We start from the raw sequence: 20,407 nt of genomic DNA on the forward strand, positions 1-20,407 counted from the left end.
CCAGGACGAACGGTCACCCGCGCCCGTCCGCGGGCTCCTCGGCGCCCCTCATCCGGCCGTAGGCGAGCCCGAGCGCCCCGTGCGCCAGCAGCAGCGCCCCCGCGAGCACCCATCCGCCGCGGCGGCGCCCGATCCCCCAGAGGACCAGCGGCAGCCCGGCCGCGAACTGGGCACCTGCCAGCGCACGGGCCCTGGGGCCGCGCATCCAGGGGCCGAGGCGACTGCTCTCCACCACGTCGAGTTCGGCTTTCACCGCCTCGCGCCGTCCGGTCCGGGCGACCGGTTCCGCTTCGGTCCGGTCGTCGGCCGCCGCGTACAGCCGGTCGCCGGGCGTGTCCGGGTCCAGTCCGGGCGGCAGGATCAGCCCGATCCGGGTCAGTACGGCGAGCAGCCCGCGCAGCCGGATGCGCGCGTCGGCGTCCGGGTCCGGGCGGATCAGCTCTTCGAGCGCCTGGACGTCCAGCACGGGATCGAGGCCGAGCCGTTCGGCGAGCGTACGCATCGCCTCGTCCTCACCGGCCGGGGTGCCGTCCGCGAGCCAGACGTAGCCGACCGGGCGGCGGAATCCGGAGGCGAGCGTGCAGCCGGCCCGGTCGCCGTCCCACCACAGGGCGAGCACGGGCCACGCCGAGCCGACCGCGAGCGCGGCGGCCCAGCCGGCCACGACGCGGTCGACCGGCTCCACCACGTCCGCGGCACCGGCCTCCGCGACCGCGCCCTGCCAGGGCTTCCCCTCGGGCACGAGGACGGACCATCCGTCCCCGGCGGGAGCGAGCAGCATCCGCTCGCGCAGCAGACGGGCCACCGGCCCTACGGTCTCCGGTTCGGCTCGGCACAGCAGCAGCGCCCCCGCGGGAGATGTCGCATTCATGCCTCACACGCTAGGGCAATTTGCCCATATTTGACGTTCTTTGACCCTCTCGGTGATCCGCCGACGGCATCGCGACGCGCCTTGACTTCCCCGATCCGCGATATATCGTGTTCACCAAGAGATGCGATATATTGCGTCAGCCGCGCTTCCCAGGAGGTCAGATCCATGCCTGTGTCGACATGGGCCATCGCCGAGCCCCAGAAGCTGACCTTCGACGACCCCGTGACGTCGCTCAACGTGCGCATCGTCGGAGGCACCGTCAACGTCGTCGGCACCGAGGAGCCGGCCGCCCGGCTGGAGGTCTCCGGGATCGAGGGACCGCCACTGGTCGTGACGCTGGAGGACGGCGCGCTCACGGTCGCCTACGAGGACCTGCCCTGGCAGAACTTCCTCAAGTGGTTCGACCGCAAGGGCTGGCACCGCAGCGCGGTCGTCTCGCTCGCCGTGCCGGCCGGGTCGGCGGTGGAGGTCGGCGTCGTCGGCGCGGGCGCCGTCGTCTCCGGGATCCGCGGGCGTACGGACGTGAGGGGCGTCACCGGCGACACCACGCTCGTCGGGCTCGCCGGGCCGGTGCTCGCCGACACGGTCTCCGGCAGCGTGGAGGCCCAGTCGGTGACCGGCGAGCTCCGCTTCCATTCCGTCTCGGGCGATCTGACGGTCGTCGAGGGCGCCGGGGCCTCGGTACGGGCCGAATCGGTCAGCGGCAACATGGTGCTCGACCTGGACCCGACCGGGAAGCCCACCGACATCCGGCTGACCACGGTCTCCGGCGAGGTCGCCATCCGGCTGCCGCACCCGGCGGACGCCACGGTCGAGGCCAACACCGCGAGCGGCTCCGTCTCCAACGGGTTCGAGGACCTGCGGGTCAGCGGCCAGTGGGGAGCGAAGAAGATCACCGGCACGCTCGGCGCCGGGACCGGGAAGCTGCGCGCGACGACCGTCTCGGGATCGATCGCCCTGCTGCGCCGCCCGCCGGCCGAGGACGGTCCGTACGATGCCGAGCCGACCGGAAAGGTGCTCTGACATGCCCCCCGTATTCGCCCACGGCCGCCTCCGCCTCTACCTGCTGAAGCTCCTCGACGAGGCCCCTCGCCACGGATACGAGGTGATCCGGCTCCTGGAGGAGCGCTTCCAGGGTCTGTACGCCCCCTCGGCGGGCACGGTCTATCCGCGCCTCGCCAAACTGGAGGCCGAGGGCCTCGTCACCCATGCCACCGAGGGCGGCCGCAAGGTCTACTCGATCACCGACGCGGGCCGGGCCGAGCTGGCCGGCCGCACGGGCGAACTGGCCGATCTGGAGCTGGAGATCCGGGATTCGGTCTCCGAGCTGGCCGCCGAGATACGGGACGACGTGCGCGGCGCCGCCGGTAAGCTGCGCAGCGAGATGCGGGCCGCCGCACACGAGACCAGGCACACCGGCTCGGGCGCCGGTTCCGGCTCGGGCTCCGGCTCCGGCTCCGGCCGCAAGGGCGACTGGGAGTCCGCCTTCGGCGACCTCGGGGACTTCGGCGACAAGGAGGCCTGGCGCGCCGCCAAGGAGGAGCTGCGCAAGGCCAAGCAGGAGTGGAAGGAGCAGGCCCGCCGGGCGAAGGACGAGTCCCGCCGCGCCCGTGAGGACGCCCAGCAGGCCCGCCGTCAGGCCAAGGAGGCCCAGGACCGGGCGCGCGAGCAGATGCAGAACGCCGCCCGGCAGGTCCAGGAGCACTTCGCACGGGGCGACTGGCCCTCGGGCGTACGGGAGGGACTGGCCGAGATCACCGGCCAGCTCGGCGGCTTCGCCAGGACGGGCACCTGGCCCCCCTACGTCAAGCCGGAACCGGCCGGGGCCGACGACGACTGGGGCAAGGACACCCCCCGCACCGGCGACCCGGCCCGCGACCTGGACCGGCTGCTCGACCGCTTCCGCGACGACATCCGCGACACGGCCCGGGACAGGGGCGTCACTCAGGAGCAGCTCACGGAGGCCCGCCGCCACCTGTCGACGGCGGCGGCCCACATCGGGGCGCTGCTGAGGAAGGGCGACGACGGGCAGAACTGACGGGGTGGGGGGCGGTTCGAGGACCCGGGTTCAGCCCGCCTCCTTGAACCGCCCCGCCTCGCCCTCCCCGTCCCCGTACAGCGCGCGGGTCACCGTCACGTACGTCGCGCCATGTGCGGCGAGCACGTCGGCGGCCACTCCGGGGCAGGCGGTGAGGGCCAGCAGGAGGTGCTCGTCGCCGATGAAGCGGTCCCCGCGCCCCGCCGCGATCCGCAGCGACCGCGTCAGGATGCCTTTCGCCCCGCGGGTGAACGGGCGACGCTTTGCACCACGCCGCCGGGCCCGGTCCAGCGCACCCTCCCCATGGGCCTCCTCGACGCGGGCGACGATCTCGGTCACGTCGATGCCGAGACCGGCGAGCGCGTCCGTGTCCGCCCGGGTCAGTCCGCCGTGGCGGCGGGCCGTGGCCAGCTCGGCCTCGACGGCCGCGCGGCGGTCCACGAGACCGAGCGAGGCGGCGGCGAAGGCGGCCCGCCCCTCCTGACGGTCCAGCAGGGCCAGCAGCAGATGCTCCTCGGTGACCGATGCCGCGTCGGTCCGTTCGGCATGGGCCACGGCGCCGGTCACGGCCCTCCGGGCGTCCTTGGTGAATCGTTCGAACATCACTGCCTCCCGTACTTCTTGTGCACGGCCTGCCTGCTGACGCCCAGTTCGGCCGCGATCTCCTGCCACGACCAGCCCTGCACGCGGGCGCTCCTGACCTGTACGGCTTCGAGCTGCTCCAGCAGCCGGCGCAGCGCGGCGACCGCCCGCAGCCCCACCCGGGGGTCACGGTCACCGGCACGCGCGGCGAGATCCGTCGCTTCAGTCATGATGTCAACGTAGGTTGACACACCTCTGCCTGTCAACCGTGATTGACAGGCAGGGGTGTGCGGGCGCGGTGTGCGGCGCGCGATGTGGCAGGCGTGGCGTACGGGGCGCGTGGCGCGGTGTACGGGCCGCTCAGTCGCGCTCCGTCCCGGCCCCGGCCCCGGCCCCGGCCCCGGTCACCGTCACTGTGATGCGCGCCCCCTTGCGGGCCTGGACGCGCACCTCTCCGCCGTGGCGACGGACCTCGGCGCGGCCTTCGACCGAGACCCGCCACCGCCCTGCGGTCGGCGGCAGCGAGATCTCCGTGGTGCCATGACGGCCCGCCGTATAGGTGAGCCGGTAGACGCGCGCGCTGTCGTCGTACGTGTCGGAGTGGACGGTTCCGGCGACGGCGGGTGCGTACGGTGTGGCGGTCCGCTCCTTGTTGGCGGCGAAGGCGCCGTTCTCGTCCAGGGCGCAGTAGCCACCGCCGTAGCACCACACCCAGCCCGCCCAGCCCGAGCTGTAGCGGCTCAGGGAGGCCATCGCGTCCCGGTAGAAGCGGCCCATCTGCGGGAGCTTGTTGTTCAGCGGGCCCCATTCGCCGACGACGACCGGGATCTTCTGCTGCTTCGGGTACGCGGTGATGGCGGCCTCGTACGACTCGATCCAGCCGGCCGCCGGGTCGTAGTCGGCACCGGCCTCCATCGCGGTGTTGTAGAAGTGCGGGGCGTAGACGGTGCGGTGGTCCTTGATCGCGCCCAGTCCGGTGGGCACGCCCTCGCCGACGATGGGGGTGGGCTCGATGAACAGCCAGTTGTCGCGGTCGACCGAACGGACCGCGCGGGCGAGCCGGTTGTACATCGGGGTGATCTGCTGGGCCTCGATGCGGCGGGCGGCCGTCGGCAGGTCCTCGCCCGCGCCGAGCTCCCCCATCGGCTCGTTGATCAGGTCGTAGCCGAGGACGGCGGGGTGGTGCCCGAAGCGCTTGGCCACGACCTCCACATCCGTGCCTGGGCGCGCTGGAGGTCGGCGTCCTCGTAGAGGTGGGTGAAGGCGCGCTGCACGGCGGGCTCGAAGTACTCCGAGAACCAGTCGTCGGGGTGCGGGGTGAAGGGCAGACCGTCGGTGCGGGTCGCCCAGGCCGGGATGCCTCGGGCGTTGAACGCCGGGCCGAACACGTCCTGGTGGGCGTCGAGCAGCACCTGGATGTCGTACTTCTGCGCCCAGTCCAGGACCCGGTCGATCCGGCGCAGATACTCGGCGCTGTAGTGGCCCCGGCTCGGCTCCAGGTCGTCCCAGAAGAAGAGCAGCCGGGCGAAGTTGAAGCCCTTGGCCCGCAGATCGCGGAAGTGCTTCTCGGTGATGGCGTTCAGCGCCTGGTCACCGCTGTTCGCCTTGTCCGCGACGCTCCATCCGCGCAGGGTGAGCGTGCGGCCCTGGTCGTCGGTGAGGCTGGGTATGCCGGCCCGTTCCGATGGTGCCGGGTGTGCTGGGCGCGCCGGGTGTGCGTCGGCGGCGGGGGCGAGGGCCCCCGCCGCGAGCACGAACGAAGTGACGATCGAGGTGAGTACGCTGCCTGTCCGTATCCGCATCCGTATTCGCATGGCGCAGATCAGAGCAGCTCACCCCTTACTCCTCAAGGGCAGGTGAGCACAATCTTTCCGAACTGGTCGCCCGCCGCGAGCCGTTCGAACCCTTCGCGGGCCCGGTCCAGCGGCAGCACCTCGTCGATGACGGGCCGTACGCCGGTGGTCGCGCAGAACGCCAGCAGGTCCTCCAGCTCGTCCTTGGAGCCCATGGTCGAGCCGACGACCTTCAGCTCCAGGAAGAAGATCCGGGTCAGCTCGGCGTGCGAGGGACGGTCGCCGCTGGTCGCGCCGGAGATGACGAGCGTGCCGCCGGGGCGCAGCGACTTCACGGAGTGGGACCAGGTGGCCGCACCGACCGTCTCGATGACCGCGTCGACGCGCTGCGGCAGCCGCGCCCCCGGCTCGAACGCCTCGATCGCGCCGAGCTCGACGGCCCGCTTGCGCTTGGCCTCGTCGCGGCTGGTGGCGTAGATCCGCAGCCCGGCCGCCCGGCCGAGCACGATCGCGGCGGTGGCGACGCCGCCGCCCGCCCCCTGGACGAGGACCGAGTCGCCGGGGCGCACCCCGGCGTTGGTGAAGAGCATCCGGTACGCGGTGAGCCAGGCGGTCGGCAGGCAGGCGGCCTGCTCGAAGGTGAGTTCCTTCGGCTTGGGCAGCACGTTCCAGCTGGGGACGGTGACCTGCTCGGCGAAGGTGCCCTGGTAGCGCTCGGTGAGGATGGAGCGGGGTTCATCCGGGCCGACGCCGTGACCGGTCTGGCCGATGACGGAGTGCAGGACGACCTCGTTGCCGTCCTGGTCGGTCCCGGCCGCGTCGCAGCCGAGGATCATCGGCAGCTTGTCCTCGGCGAGGCCCACGCCGCGCAGGGACCAGAGGTCGTGGTGGTTGAGGGAGGCTGCCCGGACATTGACGGTGGTCCAGCCGGGTCGAGCCTCGGGGGCGGGGCGTTCGCCCAGCTCAAGGCCGTTGAGGGGCTGGTCGCGGTCGATGCGGGATGCGTAGGCGGCGAACATGGCCCCGACGATAGGCCGGGCACGGGCCGGGCGTAACCGGCCACGGGTGTGACGCGCACCGCGCGGGGTGGGCGGACGCGCCGCGCATCCCAGCCCCTCGGCGGTCGAGGAGCGGGGGTCCGGGGGCAGAGCCCGGAATCCAGCCCCTCCGGCGATTGAGGAGCGGGGGGTCCGGGGGCGGAGCCCCCGGTTACGGGAAGGGGCGGGGTGGGGAACAAGCCCGCCGCAGGCGCACCCCGCACCCGGGAACTCGTACCCCGCCCCGCCCCACCGGCTCAGCGCCGGGCCACACCCTCCGCCCGCGCGGCGGCCGCCACCGCGGCCGTGACCGCAGGCGCCACCCGCTCGTCGAACGGCGACGGGATCACGTAGTCCGCCGCGAGCTCGTCGCCCACGACGTCGGCCAGCGCGTTCGCCGCGGCGATCTTCATGCCCTCGGTGATCCGGGAGGCCCGGACCTGGAGGGCGCCCGCGAAGATGCCGGGGAAGGCCAGCACGTTGTTGATCTGGTTCGGGTAGTCGGACCGCCCGGTCGCCACGACGGACGCGTACTTGTGCGCGATGTCGGGGTGGACCTCGGGGTTCGGGTTCGCCATGGCGAAGACGAACGCGCCGGGCGCCATCGAGGCGACGGCCGCCTCGGGGACCGTACCGCCGGAGACGCCGATGAAGACGTCGGCGCCCGCCAGCGCGCTCTCCAGCGGACCCGAGATCCCGGCCCGGTTGGTGAGCTCGGCCAGCTCGCGCTTGACCTCGGTGAGGTCCTCGCGGTCCCGGCTCACAATGCCCTTGCGGTCGGCCACGGCGACGTCGCCGAGCCCCGCCTCCAGCAGGAACTTCGCGATGGCGACGCCCGCGGCGCCGGCGCCGGAGATGACGGCGCGCAGGTCGCCGAGGCTCCGGCCGGACAGCTTCGCGGCGTTCCGCAGGGCCGCGAGCGTCACGACGGCGGTGCCGTGCTGGTCGTCGTGGAAGACCGGGATGTCGAGCCGCTCCTGGAGCTTGCGCTCGATCTCGAAGCAGCGCGGCGCCGAGATGTCCTCCAGGTTCACGCCCCCGAAGGACGGCGCGAGCCGGACGACGGTCTCGACGATCTCGTCCGCGTCGGTGGTCGCGAGTGCGATCGGCACCGCGTCGACGCCGCCGAACTGCTTGAACAGGATCGCCTTGCCCTCCATCACGGGGAGGGACGCCTCGGGTCCGATGTCACCGAGGCCGAGAACCGCGGTGCCGTCCGTCACGACGGCGACGACCTGCGATTTCCAGGTGTAGTCGTGGACCAGGTCGGGATTCTCCGCGATGGCGCTGCACACCTTGGCGACGCCGGGCGTGTACGCGAGGGACAGGTCGTCCTTGTCACGGATGGGAACGGTGGCCTGCACGGCCATCTTCCCTCCGCGGTGGAGAGCGAAGGCCGGATCGAACGGCTCATCGGTGGTGCTGTCAGTGGTGCTGTCGCTGCGAGGATTGACGATCTCCGCTGCCATGGTGTTGACCCCTTAAGTCTTCATCGTTTGAGGGTGGCCACTCCTGGTTGAGGAGGGGTGGGCGGGCACCGCGTACGTGCCCCACGTCGGCGGTTGGCCCGCCCCGGCAGGGGGAAATACATACGCGCGGGCGCGCCGCACACGCGCCCTGAGCCCCGGATGAGGGGTGTAAAGGTCTTTCTTACCGGACGAACCGCGTCATCGACGAGTCCATATCGGTTCGGTGACGTGACTCATAGTCGAATATCTGGACAAGTCCGCCAAGCGACAAAAGCGTCCACCAGTCGAGACGCGCCGCAGATCTTCCGGCGTGATGGTGGAAACCCCAGAGATGGTCCGGCCTCGTGTACCGGCCTCGTGAGGTTCGGGGATCGCCCGTTATCCGATTTTGACACGAGCAGCGACCAGTTCGAGCCAGTCCGAATGGCAAGATGCCCTAATCCCACAGGGGGGCGACATCCGAAGTCGTGTGTCCATACCGCCTGGTAACACCACCCTCACCTGCCGGAGGCAACCCGATCATGACCGCAAGCACCACTCGTCGCACGGCCGCGAAATCCAGGATCGCAGCGGTTTGCGCCATCGCGGTCGCCGGCACCATGCTGCTGGCCGCCTGTGGCGACCAGACCAAGAACAACCCGCGGAACGACTCGGCATCGGCCCGGGCGCCGCTCGCTGACCTCCTGCCCAAGGAGATCCAGGACAAGGGCGTCATCAGGGTCGGTTCGGACATCGCGTACCCGCCGGTCGAGTTCAAGGACAAGTCCGGCAACACGGTCGGCATCGACCCCGACATCGGCGCCGCGCTCGGCAAGCAGCTCGGCGTGACCTTCGAGTTCCAGAACGGCACGTTCGACACGCTGATCACCGGTCTGCGCTCCAAGCGCTACGACCTTGCGATGTCGTCGATGACCGACACCAAGGACCGCCAGCAGGGCATCGACTCCGAGACGAAGAAGAAGGTCGGCGAGGGCGTCGACTTCGTCGACTACTTCACCGCCGGAGTCTCGATCTACACCCGGAAGGGCGACGACCAGGGAATCAAGACCTGGGCGGACCTCTGCGGCAAGAAGATCGCCGTCCAGCGCGGCACCGTCTCGCACAACCTCGCCAAGGACGAGTCGAAGAAGTGCACGGGCGGCAAGAAGATCGCGATCGAGACCTTCGACAACGACCTGGAGGCCCAGACCCGGCTGCGCAGCGGTGGCGCCGACGCCGGCTCCTCCGACTTCCCGGTGGCCGCGTACGCGGTGAAGACCTCGGGCGGTGGCAAGGACTTCCAGATCGTCGGCGAGCAGGTCGAGGCCGCCCCCTACGGCATCGCCGTCGCCAAGGGCAACGACCAGCTGACCAAGGCCGTGCAGGCGGCACTGGACGCGATCATCAAGAACGGCGAGTACGGCAAGATCATCTCCAAGTGGGGTGTCGAGGCCGGTGCGGTCACCGAGGCCAAGGTGAACGGCGGATCCTGATCAGGGACCGGCGCAGAAAGGTTCTTCCTGTGACTGACATCAAGAAAGCGGGCCCGGCCGACCAGCCGCCCATACCCCTCGCCACGTCCTCCGGTCCCGAGGCGATCAGGGCCATTCCGGTCCGGCACTACGGCCGGTACGTCTCGGCCGTCATCGCCATCGCCGCGCTCGTCGCGATCGTCTACGCCTTCAGCCAGGGCAAGATCAACTGGGGTGCGGTCCCGGACTACTTCTTCGACGACCGCATCCTCAAGGGCGTCACCCAGACCCTGCTGCTGACCGCGCTGTCCATGGTCATCGGCATCGTCGGCGGCGTTCTGCTGGCCGTGATGCGGCTGTCGCGGAACCCGGTGACCTCGTCGATCGCCTGGTTCTACATCTGGTTCTTCCGCGGCACCCCGGTCCTGGTCCAGCTCTTCGTCTGGTTCAACCTGGGCCTGGTCTTCGAGTACATCAACCTGATGCCGATCTACAAGGACTACTGGTCGAGCTTCATGACGCCGCTGCTGACGGCGCTGCTCGGCCTGGGTCTCAACGAGGCCGCCTACATGGCCGAGATCTGCCGTGCGGGTCTGCTCTCGGTCGACGAGGGCCAGACGGAGGCGTCGCACGCGCTGGGCATGAGCCACGGCAAGACCCTGCGCCGCGTCGTGATCCCGCAGGCGATGCGGGTGATCGTGCCGCCGACGGGCAACGAAGTGATCAACATGCTCAAGACGACGTCGCTGGTGGCGGCGGTGCAGTTCTACGAGCTGTTCAAGTACGCCCAGGACATCGGGCAGGCGTCCGGAGCCCCGGTCGAGATGTACTTCCTGGCCGCGGCCTGGTATCTGATCATGACCTCGGTGCTGAGCGTCGGCCAGTACTACCTGGAGCGGTACTACGCGCGCGGTTCGAGCCGCAACCTGCCGCCCACCCCGTTCCAGAAGGTCAGGGCCAACCTCCTGTCCATCGGCCGCCCGAAGGGAGGCATCGCATGACCGCCACCGCCATGGTGAAGGCCGAGGGCGTCCACAAGTCCTTCGGCGCCGCGCACATCCTCAAGGGCATCGACCTGGAGGTCGCGCCCCGGGAGGTCTTCTGCCTGATCGGCCCGTCCGGTTCCGGCAAGTCGACGTTCCTGCGGTGCATCAACCACCTGGAGCAGATCAACGCCGGCCGGCTGTACGTCGACGGCGAGCTGGTGGGCTACCGCCAGAAGGGCGACAAGCTCTACGAGCTCAAGGACAGTGAGGTCGCGCTGAAGCGCCGGGACATCGGCATGGTCTTCCAGCGCTTCAACCTCTTCCCGCACATGACGGCGATCGAGAACGTCATGGAGGCACCCGTCCAGGTCAGGCGCGAGTCCAAGGCCGTCGCGAGGGCCCGGGCCGAGCGGCTGCTGGACCGGGTCGGCCTCGGCGACAAGGCGAAGAACTACCCCTCCCAGCTCTCCGGCGGACAGCAGCAGCGGGTGGCCATCGCCCGTGCCCTGGCCATGGAGCCGAAGCTGATGCTCTTCGACGAGCCGACGTCGGCGCTCGACCCGGAGCTGGTGGGCGACGTCCTGGACGTCATGCGCGGTCTCGCTGAGGACGGCATGACGATGGTCGTCGTGACCCACGAGATGGGCTTCGCCCGTGAGGTCGGCGACGCGCTGGTCTTCATGGACGACGGCGTGGTGGTCGAGTCCGGCCACCCGCGCGACGTGCTGACCAACCCGCAGCACGACCGCACGAAGTCGTTCCTGTCGAAGGTGCTTTAGCAGCAGCGGGAGAAGGGCGGTACGGAGCCGAGAGCTCCGTACCGCCCTTCTCCGTCCGTTCCCTGCTTCTCCTACTTCTTCGGCAGCAGCTGCGGGCTGAGCAGCAGCTCCCGCAGCTGGGCACGGGTCAGCGGCGGCGTCTTCAGGAGCGGGCCCTGCGCCCGCTCGCCCTTGAAGCCGGTGCTGTCGCGGACGGACAGCACCCCGCCGTCCTTGAAGGTGAGCCGGCCGGACAGCTCCCTGCCCCACTGCGGCACGCCGTCGTAGTTCATCGGGTCGCTCCAGGTCGTCAGCACGCGCCCGTCCGGCAGCTTCTCGTTCACGCAGTCCGGCATGGCCGGCACCCCGGGGGCGGCCTCGCACGGGTTTTCCCCCGCAATGCTGCTTCCGGTCTTCATGTAGCCGATGACGAGGTAGCCGACACCGCCGTCCCTGCGTACCGAGAAGTGCCCGTCCAACGGCCCCTCCAGGTGCGGCATCTCCCGCTCGGAGGTGTCGCCCTTGATGACGACCGACAGCGAGACCTGATCGATGTCCCCGACGCCCTTGGGCAGCACCTTCGCCAGGTCCTTCGCCCGACCGCTGTTCCCCGCGAGCTCGACCGGCGCCGCCACCGTGGTCTCCTGCGTGTCGCCGCCCTTCGCGGCCAGGTTCGGCACCACGACGGCCCCGCCCGCGACCACGGCGGCCGCCGCGACCGAGACGGTGACCCGCCGCCGCAGCCGCACCCGGGCGGCCCCGGCGTACACCGTCCGGGTGGTGGTGGCCGGCGCTCCCGCGTCGTCCGCGGCCCGCCCCAGCAGCTCGTGCACGTCGTTGCTCATACCAATTCCTCCGCCATCTCGGCGCGCAGCGCCGCCAACCCCCGAGCCGCGTGGCTCTTGACCGTGTTCTCCCGCATCCCGAGCAGCCCGGCCGTGGCCTCGACGCTCAGGTCCTCCCAGTAGCGCAGGACCAGTACGGCCCGTTGCTTGTCCGTGAGCCGGGCGAGCGCCGCCCGCACCGCCAGCCCGGTGTCCGTGTCCGGCGCCCGGCCGGCGCGGTCGGGCAGTTCGCCGTAGGACTGTTCGCGCCGCCAGAACCGGCGGCGGGATGCGATGAAGGTGTTGATCAGCGTCTTGCGCGCGTACGCCTCGATGTTGTCGAGCCGTCCGTACCGCCGCCCCCCGAGCACCACCTTGACCAGCGTCGCCTGGACCAGGTCATCGGCTTCGTGCCGGTCGCCGCAGAGCAGGTACGCGCTGCGGAACAGCGCGGTACGTCTGCCTTCGACGAAGGCGTGCAGCGCGGCATCGTCATCGATCCGCATCGTCGGCGCCCCTCTCCGGGTCCGCGGGTGCGGACCGTCTCACCCTTCCAGTGCGGTGGGGTGCGCAGCGGGTTGCAGCGACGTCAGAAACAGATCACGGGCGGTGCGCCCGGAAACAGATCACGGGCGGCACGGCCTTCGGCCGTACCGCCCGCCCCTCCCCCTCGTCCCGCTACTTCACGGCGAGCACCAGGGCGTCCGAGGGCGAGGCCCAGACGGTCCGCGCCTCCCCGAATCCCGCCTCGCGCAGGGTGTCGGTGTGCCACCGCACGGGGGGCATGTCGCCGTCCGCGTGCTCGCCGTAGATCTCGTACCGCTCGGCGGTCGGTCCGGCGAGGACCGGGTCCTTGGCGGCCAGCGCCCACCAGTCGGCCCAGTCGAGAGCGCCCGCGGCCTTGGCCTGGTCCATGACGGCGTGCCGGTGGGCGCGTTCGGCCGCGTTGATCCGGGGCGTCGCGGTGTCGATCATGTGGTCCGCGTTCATGAACACCCCGCCGTCCCGGACGAGCCCGCCGATGTGCCCGTAGAGCGCGGTGAGCGGTTCGGTGTGCAGCCAGTGCAGGGCGGTGGCGGTGAGGACGGCGTCGTACGAGTCGTACGGCAACCGCCCGGCCCACTCGGGGTCCTTGAGGTCGGCGGTGACGAAGGTGACGCGCTCGTCGCCGTCGAAGTAGCCGCGTGCGATGGCGAGCAGCGCCGGGTCGAGATCCACGCCGGTACTGGTGGCTTCCGGGAACCGCTTGAGCAGCCGGTCCGTAATACTTCCCGTACCGCATGCGAGATCGAGCACCCTCGGCCGCGGCCCGACGAGGGCCTCGACCATGTCCAGCATCACCCGGAACCGCTCCTCGCGGTCGGGCATGTACCACTCCTGCTGCCGGTCCCAGCTCTCCTGCCAGGCCCGCCAGTCCGTACCTGTCGATGTCTCAGTCACCAGGAACCTCCATGTAATACCCTGGACCTGCAAAGGCCCATTACATCGTTCGCTGCACCGACCATAGACCCACGCCGTAAGGACTACAAGTGGAACTGGCCTATTACTCGGACTACGCCGTGCGTCTGGTCAACACCGAGGAGCCGGCCCGCAACAAGGACTCCCTCACCTCCGTGGAGGCGGTCCGCGAGCTGTTCGGCGCCAACGGCCAGGCGGCCCGGCGGGCGACCGACGCGGACGTGACGCGCTTCAGGTCGGTACGGGCCCGGCTGCGCTCGGTCTTCGAGGCGGCCGACGGCGGGGACGAGACACTCGCCGTCGACCTGCTCAACTCACTGCTGCTGGAGTTCCCGGTCAGCCCGCAGATCTCCGGCCACGAGACCCGGGACGAGGACGGAAAGCCGGACTGGCACATGCACCTGGCCGACCATCCGTCGAACGCGACGGCCGGGTACGCCGCCATCGCGGCGATGGGCCTCGCCTTCCACCTCACCTCGTACGGGGTCGACCGGCTCGGCCTGTGCGAGGCGTCGCCGTGCCGCAACGCCTACCTCGACACCTCCACCAACCGTTCGCGCCGCTACTGCTCCGACCGCTGCGCGACCCGGGCCAATGTGGCCGCCTACCGGGCCCGCAAGCGCCTGGAGACGGAACGGGCGGCCGACACCGGCCGCAGCGCGGAGACCGCCCAGGTCACCACACCCAGCACCGACCGCTGATCCTTCTTCAGCGGCCGGTAGCGCGCCCGGACCCTGGCCAGTACGAACTCCTCGGGCACCGTCCCGTAGTCCGTGCTGTCACCGCCCGCGAAGCTGTTGTCGGCCAGCACCCACCAGCCGCCCCGACGACGCTCGGCGGCCCGCTTGACGACCAGCAGGTCCTGCTGGAACGGATGCCGCAGAATCACCACGTCCCCGGGGCGCACCTCCGCCCCGTAATGCACCAGCAGCCAGTCCCCGTGATGGAGCGTCGGCACCATCGACGGCCCGGTCACCTCCACCACCTGGAACGGCATCCGCGGGGACATCCCGCGCCCGCCCTGTCCCCGCGTCAGCTCAGGCACCTCCGGCACCTCCGGCACGTCCCGCATCTCTCCGACACCTCCCCGGTCCGTCCAGTACACCGTCCCGTACAGCGTTACGTACATTCGGCCACTGGTCCCATCCTCGCCCTGGACTTTTGGCCTAAGCCCATGGGGGCACCCACGAAATCACGTCTCTCACCGAGTAATGTCCCACCTGAGAAGACGATCACGAGGAAGGACAGCTCAATGCTTTCCCGCCTGTTTGCCCCCAAGGTGAAGGTCAGCGCCCACTGCGACCTGCCCTGCGGCGTGTACGACCCGGCCCAGGCCCGCATCGAGGCGGAGTCCGTCAAGGCCGTCCAGGAGAAGTACCAGGCCAACGAGGACCCGCACTTCCGGGCCCGCGCGGTGGTCATCAAGGAGCAGCGCGCCGAGCTCGCCAAGCACCACGTCTCGGTGCTGTGGAGCGACTACTTCAAGCCCCCGCACTTCGAGAAGTACCCGGAGCTGCACCAGCTGGTCAACGACGCCCTGAAGGCCCTGTCGGCCGCCAAGGCCTCCACGGACCCGGCGACGGGCCAGAAGGCGCTGGACTACATCGCCCAGATCGACAAGATCTTCTGGGAGACGAAGAAGGCCTGACCTTCCAGTCCCTGCTCCGAAGGGGTGCGACCGCTTGCCGGTCGCACCCCTTCGGCCGTTCCTGGAGAGGAACGGGAGATCACCTGCGGTGGACGAAGATGACGCCCAGGCAGGCGATCTCGAAGGCCCCGCGCCGGGGCAGTTCAACGACCCCCGCACGGCCGAACTCCTTGCCGGGGGAAGACTGCGGTTGCCGTTCCACGCACCGGATTCGTTCACGCAGATGCACTGCCCGGGCAGCACCACCCCACTGCTGCGCCCCTCCCAATTCCCGCCCGAGAACGCTGAGTCGGCGCAGGGTACTCGCCGGCAACCGGGGGGCCCGGGCGAATTCCTGCCGGTCAGATCGTGGTCGTGGCCGTGGGACCCGGCGGCAGGTGGACCGTCATGATCAGGTGGCAGGTCCCGGTGCCGGAGCCGCGGTACGCGTGGGGGGCGTCGCCCTCGAAGGTGGCGGTCTGGCCGGCTTCGACGGGGTGCTCCTCGCCGTCGACGAGCAGGGTCATCCGGCCGGCGGTGACGCTGATGGTCTCGGTGACTCCGGCCTGGTGGGGGTGGCTGGGGTACTCCTCGCCGGGCTCCAGTCGCCAGCGCCAGATCTCGACCGGGGCCGGGCCCGAGGTCGTGAGCATGAGCCGGGCCTCGCCGCCCTGCGGCCCGGTCCACAGGGGTGCGACGGTTTCGGCGGTCACGACGCGTACGCGACCCTCGGACGGTCCCTGCATCAGGGCGGAGACCGAGATGCCGAGGGTGTCTGCCAGCCGGACCAGGGTGGCCAGGTTGGGGTTGCCCTGGGCCTTCTCCAGTGCCACCAGGGCCCCCTTGCTGACCTGGGCGCGCCGGCTCAGCTCGTCCAGGGACAGGCCCGCGCGGGTCCGGGCCGCCCTGACGTTGTACGCGACCGTCCGCAGGGCTGCGGCCGTCTCGGCCATCTGATCTCCATCCCCGTCACGGATTACTGGATTGAACCGTGCGGTCATTTGGTTGACACCGACCGGTCGATCCGTTGTACGGTTCGGTCGTTTCAATGATGGTAAGGGATGTGCCGTGATCGCTCTGCTCCTGGCTCTGGGCAGCTCACTCGCATACGGGTGCGCCGACTTCCTCGGCGGTCTCGGTGCCCGCAAGGCCCATGTCCTGCGTACGGTGATGATCGCCGCCCCGGCCTCGCTCGCGGTCGAGCTGCTGCTGTGGCCGGTGCTCGGGGCCTCGTTCAGCCTCGGTGCCCTGGGCTGGGGTGCCGCGTCGGGGGTCGTCTCCGCCGCCGCGTTCGCCCTTCTCTACCGCACCCTGGCGATCGGCCCGATGAACGTGCTCTCGCCGGTGACCGCGCTGGTCTCCGCCGCGCTGCCCGTCTGCGTGGGGCTGTTCCAGGGCGAGCACCTGGGGGCCGCCGGGCTGGTGGGCCTGCCGCTCGCACTGTTCGCGGTGGTGCTGGTCAGCGCCGGGCACGGCGCCGGGGTCGTGCGCCCGTCCCGTACCGCGCTGCTGCTGGCCCTCGGCGCGGGCGCCGCCATAGCCCTCCAGCTGATCTTCCTGCACCAGGCACCGTCCGACAGCGGTGTGGCACCGCTGATCATCGGCCGGGCGGTCTCCTCCGCCGTCACCCTGGCCGTCGCCGGGCTGATGTACCGCAAGCTCGGCCCCGAGCGGCCCGCCTACGCGATGTCGGCCGCCGCGGGCGTCCTGGACTCGATGGCGAACCTGATGTTCCTGCTCGCCGCCCGCAGCGGGGACCTGACCGTCGTCGCCGTGATCACCGCCCTCTACCCGGCCGGCACGGTCCTGCTCGCCCGCGGCGTGCTCGCCGAACGCATCCACCGCGGCCAGCTCGTCGGCCTGGGCACCGCCGCCGTCGCCGTCGGCCTCCTCGCCCTGACCTGAACCCACTCACGCACTCGCGCACCCGCCTCGCCCAGGAAACGGAAACACCCGCTCATGACCACCTTCCGCATCGCCCCCGACGTCACGGACGCCTTCCCCGACACCCTCATCGCCCTGGTCACCGCCACCGGCCTGCGCGGCCGCGAACCCTGGCCCGACACCGCCGCCGCCCTGGAGGGCCTGGAGCGGGGGCTCGCCGACGGTGTCTGGCAGCCCGCCGACGAGACCGACCCGCGCATCGAGGCGTGGCACACCGCCTACCGCTCCTTCGGCACCAACCCGCGCCGCGTCCGGCCCAGCGTCGACGCGCTCGGCCGCCGCTTCACGAAGCGCGGGACTCTGCCGCGTATCAACCCCGCCGTCGACTCGTACAACGCCGTCTCCGTCCGTCACGGTCTGCCCGCCGGCGCATTCGACCTGGACCACGTCACCGGCGACGTCGACATCCGGTACGCGGACGGCAGCGAGGAGTTCACCCCGCTCGGCGAGCCCGACGCCGTCGAGAACCCCAAGCCCGGCGAGATCGTCTACGCGGACGCCGGCGGCGTCCTGACCCGGCACTGGAACCACCGCGACGCCCACCGCACCCGTGTCACCGAGGACTCCGACCGCGTCGTCCTCGTACTCGAAACCCTCCGCGCCACCCACGACGGCGACCTCGTCGGGGTCGCGGCGGAGGAGCTGAGGAACCTGCTCGCACCGCACTGCGAACAGACCGCCGTGCAGTACCTCGGGCCGGCGGACCCCAAGGTCACCGTCTGAGACCGTCGTGCCTTCGGGCGTCGACCAGACCGGTCTCGTAGGCGACGATGACGAGTTGGGCGCGGTCGCGCGCCCGGAGCTTGGCGAGCAGCCGGCCGATGTGCGTCTTGACCGTGGCCGGGCTCAGCCGGAGGTGCTGCGCGATCTCCGTGTTGGACAGGCCGCGCGCGATCAGGCCGAGCACCTCCAGCTCCCGGTCCGTGACCCCGTCCAGCGAACGGGACGGTGGCCGTCCCGGCTCCGGGCGGCGGGCGAATTCCGCGATCAGACGGCTCGTGACCGAGGGCGCGAGCAGCGACTCCCCCGCGGCGACGACTCCGATGGCGGTGAGGACCTCCGCCGGCGGGGTGTCCTTCAGGAGGAAGCCGGTGGCTCCGGCGCGCAGTGCGGCATAGACGTACTCGTCCAGGTCGAAGGTGGTCAGGACCAGGACGCGGACCCGGGACGTGGCGGGGTCCGAGCAGATGCGCCGGGTGGCCTCGATGCCGTCGAGTTCCGGCATGCGTATGTCCATCAGCACCACGTCCGGCCGTGCGCGCCGGGCCAGCTCGACGGCCTCCGTGCCGGTCGCCGCCTCGCCCACCGCGGTCATGCCGGGCGTGTGATCGACCAGTACGCGGAAACTGCCGCGCACCATGGCCTGGTCGTCCGCGACCAGCACCCGGACCGGTGCTCCGTCGGTCATGTGTTCCGCTCCCCGCCGACCGGCAGCCGGACGGACACCGCGAAACCGCCCTCCGGGCGCGGACCCGCAGCGAAGCTGCCTTGGTACATCATGGCCCGCTCCCGCATCCCCAGCAGTCCGTGCCCGCCGGGAAGTTCATGTCCGGTCCGCCGGCGGCCCGCCGGTGGGCCGTCGTCCACGACGTCGATACGGATCTCGCGCGGGTCCGCCGCGACCGTGACCCGGCACCGGGTCGGGGACGCGTGCCGTACGACATTGGTGACGGCCTCCTGGACGATCCGGTGGGCGGTCACCCGCATCCCCTCGGCCAGTCCCTCCGTGCCGTGGACCGCGAACCGGATGTCCGTGCCCGCCCGCCCGGCCTCGACACCCAGCGCGTCCAGGCGGCCGAGGTCCGGGACCGGGCCGAGCGGGGCGTCCGGGCCGAGGGGAGCGTCCGGGGCGAGCTGCGTGCCCGCGCCGGGGGGCGTGCCCTGGCCGCGCAGTACGCCGAGGGTGCGCCGCATCTCGCCCAGGGCGGACCGGCTCGTCTCCTCGATGATCTTCAGCGCGGCCCTCGCCTCCTGCGGATCGGCGTCCGCGACATGTCCGGCGACGCCCGCCTTGACGGCGATGAGGCTGAGGTTGTGCGAGACGATGTCGTGCAACTCCCGGGCGATCCTGAGGCGTTCCTCCGCCACCGCACGCTCCGCGCGACGCCGCTCCTCCCGTACGGCGTCGGCCCGGCGCCCGCGCACCGTGCGGCCCGCACCCCAGGAACCACCGATCACCAGCACCACCAGCCCGGCCACTCCCACGGCCCCCAACGGGTCCTCGGCCGGGGTGACCACGGCCTCGCCGAGGTAGACGGCGCCGCCCGCCACCGTCAGTGCAACGGCCAGCGCGGGTACGGAGCGGCGGGCCGGTTCGGCGAGGCCGACCAGGTAGGCCCCGAAGCCGGCCGCCGCGTACGGCTCGCGCACGATGTCCAGGAGCGAGGCGGCAGCCAGCGCGGCGAGGACGACCGCCAGCACCAGGAGCGGTCGGCGCCTGCGCACGGCGATGGGCAGACCCACCGCGGCGGCGACCAGGTACCCGGTCCAGAGCGGCCCGGTGTAGTGCGCCTGGCCGTCGCCGGAACCCATCCGGACGAATCCGATGTAGACGGCGGTCAGGGACAACGCCGCGACGAGGTCGAGGAGTTGGAGCCTCGGACGGCGGCGGTCGACCGTGGGGATCATGGTCCGACGGTATCCGTACGGGCGGCGCATTCAGCCGGCCTGTCCGATCAGCACCATGAACGCGATCGCCACCGCGGTCAGCGCGGCCCACCGCAGCGCCGCCGCCCGGCCGGGTCGCGGCTCCTCGCGCAGCAGGCCGACGCCGGACGGCACCAGTGCGATGCACAGCCCGGCCAGGGCCACCAGTGACATCGGTGTGGTGCCCTTGAGAACGCCCAAGGGCAGCGCCGCCGTCAGGCCGAGGGCGACGGCCCTCACCGGCCCGAGCACCCGGGTGCGCCAGGCCCCGAGCGCGAGGACGATCCAGCCCGCGAGCACGGCGAGATTGAGCGCGGCGAAGACGTGGAAGGCGCCGTAGCCGGCGGTCACGGCCTCGGTGGCGGCCGCGGCGCCGCGCGATCGCACCAGTTGGAGGGCCAGGTGGTCCACTCCCGCGTGGAAGGCGCGGGCGAACAGCCCGAAGACGACCAGGACTCCGCCCCACAGCCCCCATCCCGGGCTGCGGGCGCCGATCCGGGCGGCGAGCACGGCCACGGCGGGCCAGAGCAGCACGCCCCCGGCGGCGAACAGGCCGTACGCCGTGGCCATCAGCGTGGAGTTCCGTTCGTACGCGGCGAGTTGGTCCGGGTAGAAGAAGTGGAAGCGGACGCGCAGCAGCGCCCCGGCCAGCATCAGGACCGGGCCCAGCACCATGGCGGTGCCGCCTGCCCAGCGTCCGGTGAATCCGGCTGTGCCCATCCGCTCCACCGGCAGCGCGACGCGCAGCCGGGCACCGATGGCGGTCGCCGGTGTGCCCGTGGGGGCAGTTCGGTTCGTCATGCCCCGACGATGCCGCCCCTCCCCCGGCCGGGGCATCGGACCACGGCCGGGACCTCGGGGTCGGACCTGGGTATGACCCGCGTCCGCCGCGCGGTCACAGAACCCTCCGGGCCGGTTGTTAG

23 protein-coding genes and 1 pseudogene are annotated in these 20,407 nt (G+C 71.3%); 9 read left to right on the forward strand and 15 right to left on the reverse strand.

Annotation, left to right across the window (positions count from 1 at the left end; translation table 11 throughout):
* Nucleotides 1–13: 13 nt before the first annotated feature.
* The gene (locus tag OG842_RS12945; RefSeq protein ID WP_266729753.1) at nt 14–871 is read right to left on the reverse strand and encodes a hypothetical protein; all 858 of its coding nucleotides are present in this window, start codon (nt 869–871) and stop codon (nt 14–16) included.
* Between the two features lie 165 nt (nt 872–1,036).
* On the opposite strand from OG842_RS12945, the gene OG842_RS12950 reads away from it, so the two are divergent.
* Both OG842_RS12950 and OG842_RS12955 read left to right on the forward strand, forming a co-directional pair.
* On the forward strand, nt 1,037–1,894 hold the full coding sequence (locus tag OG842_RS12950; RefSeq protein WP_266729754.1) for a DUF4097 family beta strand repeat-containing protein: 858 nt from the start codon (nt 1,037–1,039) through the stop codon (nt 1,892–1,894).
* A 1-nt stretch (nt 1,895) separates the two neighbouring features.
* Entirely contained in the window at nt 1,896–2,909 is a 1,014-nt protein-coding gene (locus OG842_RS12955) for a PadR family transcriptional regulator (RefSeq protein ID WP_266729755.1), read from the forward strand.
* A 30-nt stretch (nt 2,910–2,939) separates the two neighbouring features.
* On the opposite strand, the gene OG842_RS12960 is transcribed toward OG842_RS12955, so the two are convergent.
* From OG842_RS12960 to OG842_RS12980, 5 genes and pseudogenes are all read right to left on the reverse strand, one after another.
* On the reverse strand, nt 2,940–3,512 hold the full coding sequence (locus OG842_RS12960; RefSeq protein WP_266729756.1) for a Clp protease N-terminal domain-containing protein: 573 nt from the start codon (nt 3,510–3,512) through the stop codon (nt 2,940–2,942).
* The gene (locus OG842_RS12965; RefSeq protein ID WP_114249297.1) at nt 3,512–3,721 is read right to left on the reverse strand and encodes a sigma factor-like helix-turn-helix DNA-binding protein; all 210 of its coding nucleotides are present in this window, start codon (nt 3,719–3,721) and stop codon (nt 3,512–3,514) included. The genes OG842_RS12960 and OG842_RS12965 overlap by 1 nt, the downstream gene beginning before the upstream one ends.
* Nucleotides 3,722–3,851: 130 nt before the next feature.
* Nucleotides 3,852–5,305: pseudogene (locus OG842_RS12970) on the reverse strand (cellulase family glycosylhydrolase).
* 32 nt (nt 5,306–5,337) lie between these two features.
* Nucleotides 5,338–6,303 carry a zinc-binding dehydrogenase gene (locus OG842_RS12975; protein ID WP_266729757.1) on the reverse strand — a complete coding sequence of 322 codons (966 nt, stop codon included), beginning with the start codon at nt 6,301–6,303 and terminating at the stop codon, nt 5,338–5,340.
* A gap of 275 nt (nt 6,304–6,578) precedes the next feature.
* On the reverse strand, nt 6,579–7,790 hold the full coding sequence (locus OG842_RS12980; protein ID WP_266729758.1) for an NAD(P)-dependent malic enzyme: 1,212 nt from the start codon (nt 7,788–7,790) through the stop codon (nt 6,579–6,581).
* A 521-nt stretch (nt 7,791–8,311) separates the two neighbouring features.
* Here OG842_RS12980 and OG842_RS12985 point away from each other — a divergent pair.
* The 3 genes from OG842_RS12985 to OG842_RS12995 are packed head-to-tail and all read left to right on the forward strand — an operon-like array spanning nt 8,312 to nt 11,006.
* On the forward strand, nt 8,312–9,262 hold the full coding sequence (locus OG842_RS12985) for an ABC transporter substrate-binding protein (RefSeq protein WP_266729759.1): 951 nt from the start codon (nt 8,312–8,314) through the stop codon (nt 9,260–9,262).
* Between the two features lie 29 nt (nt 9,263–9,291).
* Nucleotides 9,292–10,242 (forward strand): amino acid ABC transporter permease, encoded by a 951-nt coding sequence (locus tag OG842_RS12990; RefSeq protein WP_266729760.1) that lies wholly within the window; start codon nt 9,292–9,294, stop codon nt 10,240–10,242.
* Nucleotides 10,239–11,006, forward strand: coding sequence for an amino acid ABC transporter ATP-binding protein (locus OG842_RS12995; protein ID WP_323185731.1), 768 nt, complete (start codon nt 10,239–10,241; stop codon nt 11,004–11,006). The genes OG842_RS12990 and OG842_RS12995 overlap by 4 nt, the downstream gene beginning before the upstream one ends.
* Before the next feature lie 71 nt (nt 11,007–11,077).
* Here OG842_RS12995 and OG842_RS13000 read toward each other — a convergent pair whose 3' ends face one another.
* From OG842_RS13000 to OG842_RS13010, 3 genes are all read right to left on the reverse strand, one after another.
* Nucleotides 11,078–11,830 carry a hypothetical protein gene (locus OG842_RS13000; RefSeq protein ID WP_266729761.1) on the reverse strand — a complete coding sequence of 251 codons (753 nt, stop codon included), beginning with the start codon at nt 11,828–11,830 and terminating at the stop codon, nt 11,078–11,080.
* The gene (locus OG842_RS13005) at nt 11,827–12,315 is read right to left on the reverse strand and encodes a sigma-70 family RNA polymerase sigma factor (RefSeq protein WP_266729762.1); all 489 of its coding nucleotides are present in this window, start codon (nt 12,313–12,315) and stop codon (nt 11,827–11,829) included. Before OG842_RS13005 ends, OG842_RS13000 begins: the two co-directional genes overlap by 4 nt.
* Before the next feature lie 172 nt (nt 12,316–12,487).
* Nucleotides 12,488–13,249 carry a class I SAM-dependent methyltransferase gene (locus tag OG842_RS13010; protein WP_266729763.1) on the reverse strand — a complete coding sequence of 254 codons (762 nt, stop codon included), beginning with the start codon at nt 13,247–13,249 and terminating at the stop codon, nt 12,488–12,490.
* 89 nt (nt 13,250–13,338) lie between these two features.
* Between OG842_RS13010 and OG842_RS13015 the strand changes: the two genes are divergently transcribed.
* Entirely contained in the window at nt 13,339–13,968 is a 630-nt protein-coding gene (locus OG842_RS13015) for a CGNR zinc finger domain-containing protein (RefSeq protein ID WP_266729764.1), read from the forward strand.
* Here OG842_RS13015 and sodX read toward each other — a convergent pair.
* Nucleotides 13,872–14,339 carry a nickel-type superoxide dismutase maturation protease gene (sodX, locus tag OG842_RS13020; RefSeq protein WP_376318893.1) on the reverse strand — a complete coding sequence of 156 codons (468 nt, stop codon included), beginning with the start codon at nt 14,337–14,339 and terminating at the stop codon, nt 13,872–13,874. The two genes, OG842_RS13015 and sodX, sit on opposite strands and share 97 nt — an antisense overlap.
* A gap of 180 nt (nt 14,340–14,519) precedes the next feature.
* On the opposite strand from sodX, the gene sodN reads away from it, so the two are divergent.
* Nucleotides 14,520–14,915, forward strand: coding sequence for a superoxide dismutase, Ni (sodN, locus tag OG842_RS13025; protein ID WP_093899557.1), 396 nt, complete (start codon nt 14,520–14,522; stop codon nt 14,913–14,915).
* Between the two features lie 79 nt (nt 14,916–14,994).
* Here the strand turns inward: sodN and OG842_RS13030 are convergent, their stop codons facing one another.
* Together OG842_RS13030 and OG842_RS13035 are read right to left on the reverse strand one after the other, a co-directional pair.
* On the reverse strand, nt 14,995–15,117 hold the full coding sequence (locus tag OG842_RS13030; RefSeq protein ID WP_266729765.1) for a hypothetical protein: 123 nt from the start codon (nt 15,115–15,117) through the stop codon (nt 14,995–14,997).
* Nucleotides 15,118–15,256: 139 nt separating this feature from the next.
* Nucleotides 15,257–15,847 (reverse strand): helix-turn-helix domain-containing protein, encoded by a 591-nt coding sequence (locus OG842_RS13035; RefSeq protein ID WP_266729766.1) that lies wholly within the window; start codon nt 15,845–15,847, stop codon nt 15,257–15,259.
* Nucleotides 15,848–15,962: 115 nt separating this feature from the next.
* Between OG842_RS13035 and OG842_RS13040 the strand changes: the two genes are divergently transcribed.
* Together OG842_RS13040 and OG842_RS13045 are read left to right on the forward strand one after the other, a co-directional pair.
* Nucleotides 15,963–16,799 (forward strand): EamA family transporter, encoded by an 837-nt coding sequence (locus tag OG842_RS13040; protein WP_266729767.1) that lies wholly within the window; start codon nt 15,963–15,965, stop codon nt 16,797–16,799.
* A gap of 54 nt (nt 16,800–16,853) precedes the next feature.
* The gene (locus OG842_RS13045) at nt 16,854–17,561 is read left to right on the forward strand and encodes a B3/B4 domain-containing protein (protein ID WP_266729768.1); all 708 of its coding nucleotides are present in this window, start codon (nt 16,854–16,856) and stop codon (nt 17,559–17,561) included.
* Here OG842_RS13045 and OG842_RS13050 read toward each other — a convergent pair.
* From OG842_RS13050 to OG842_RS13060, 3 genes are read right to left on the reverse strand one after another with little or no spacing between them, the layout of a single operon-like run.
* Nucleotides 17,551–18,246 (reverse strand): response regulator, encoded by a 696-nt coding sequence (locus tag OG842_RS13050; RefSeq protein ID WP_266729769.1) that lies wholly within the window; start codon nt 18,244–18,246, stop codon nt 17,551–17,553. The genes OG842_RS13045 and OG842_RS13050 overlap by 11 nt on opposite strands.
* Nucleotides 18,243–19,466: a sensor histidine kinase gene (locus OG842_RS13055; protein WP_266729770.1), complete on the reverse strand. Its 1,224-nt coding sequence runs from the start codon at nt 19,464–19,466 to the stop codon at nt 18,243–18,245. Before OG842_RS13055 ends, OG842_RS13050 begins: the two co-directional genes overlap by 4 nt.
* 30 nt (nt 19,467–19,496) lie before the next feature.
* Nucleotides 19,497–20,285: a hypothetical protein gene (locus OG842_RS13060; RefSeq protein WP_266729771.1), complete on the reverse strand. Its 789-nt coding sequence runs from the start codon at nt 20,283–20,285 to the stop codon at nt 19,497–19,499.
* Between the last annotated feature and the right edge of the window lie 122 nt (nt 20,286–20,407).

The sequence above is a fragment of the Streptomyces sp. NBC_00376 genome (genome assembly GCF_036077095.1).
Classification (GTDB): Bacteria; Actinomycetota; Actinomycetes; order Streptomycetales; family Streptomycetaceae; genus Streptomyces.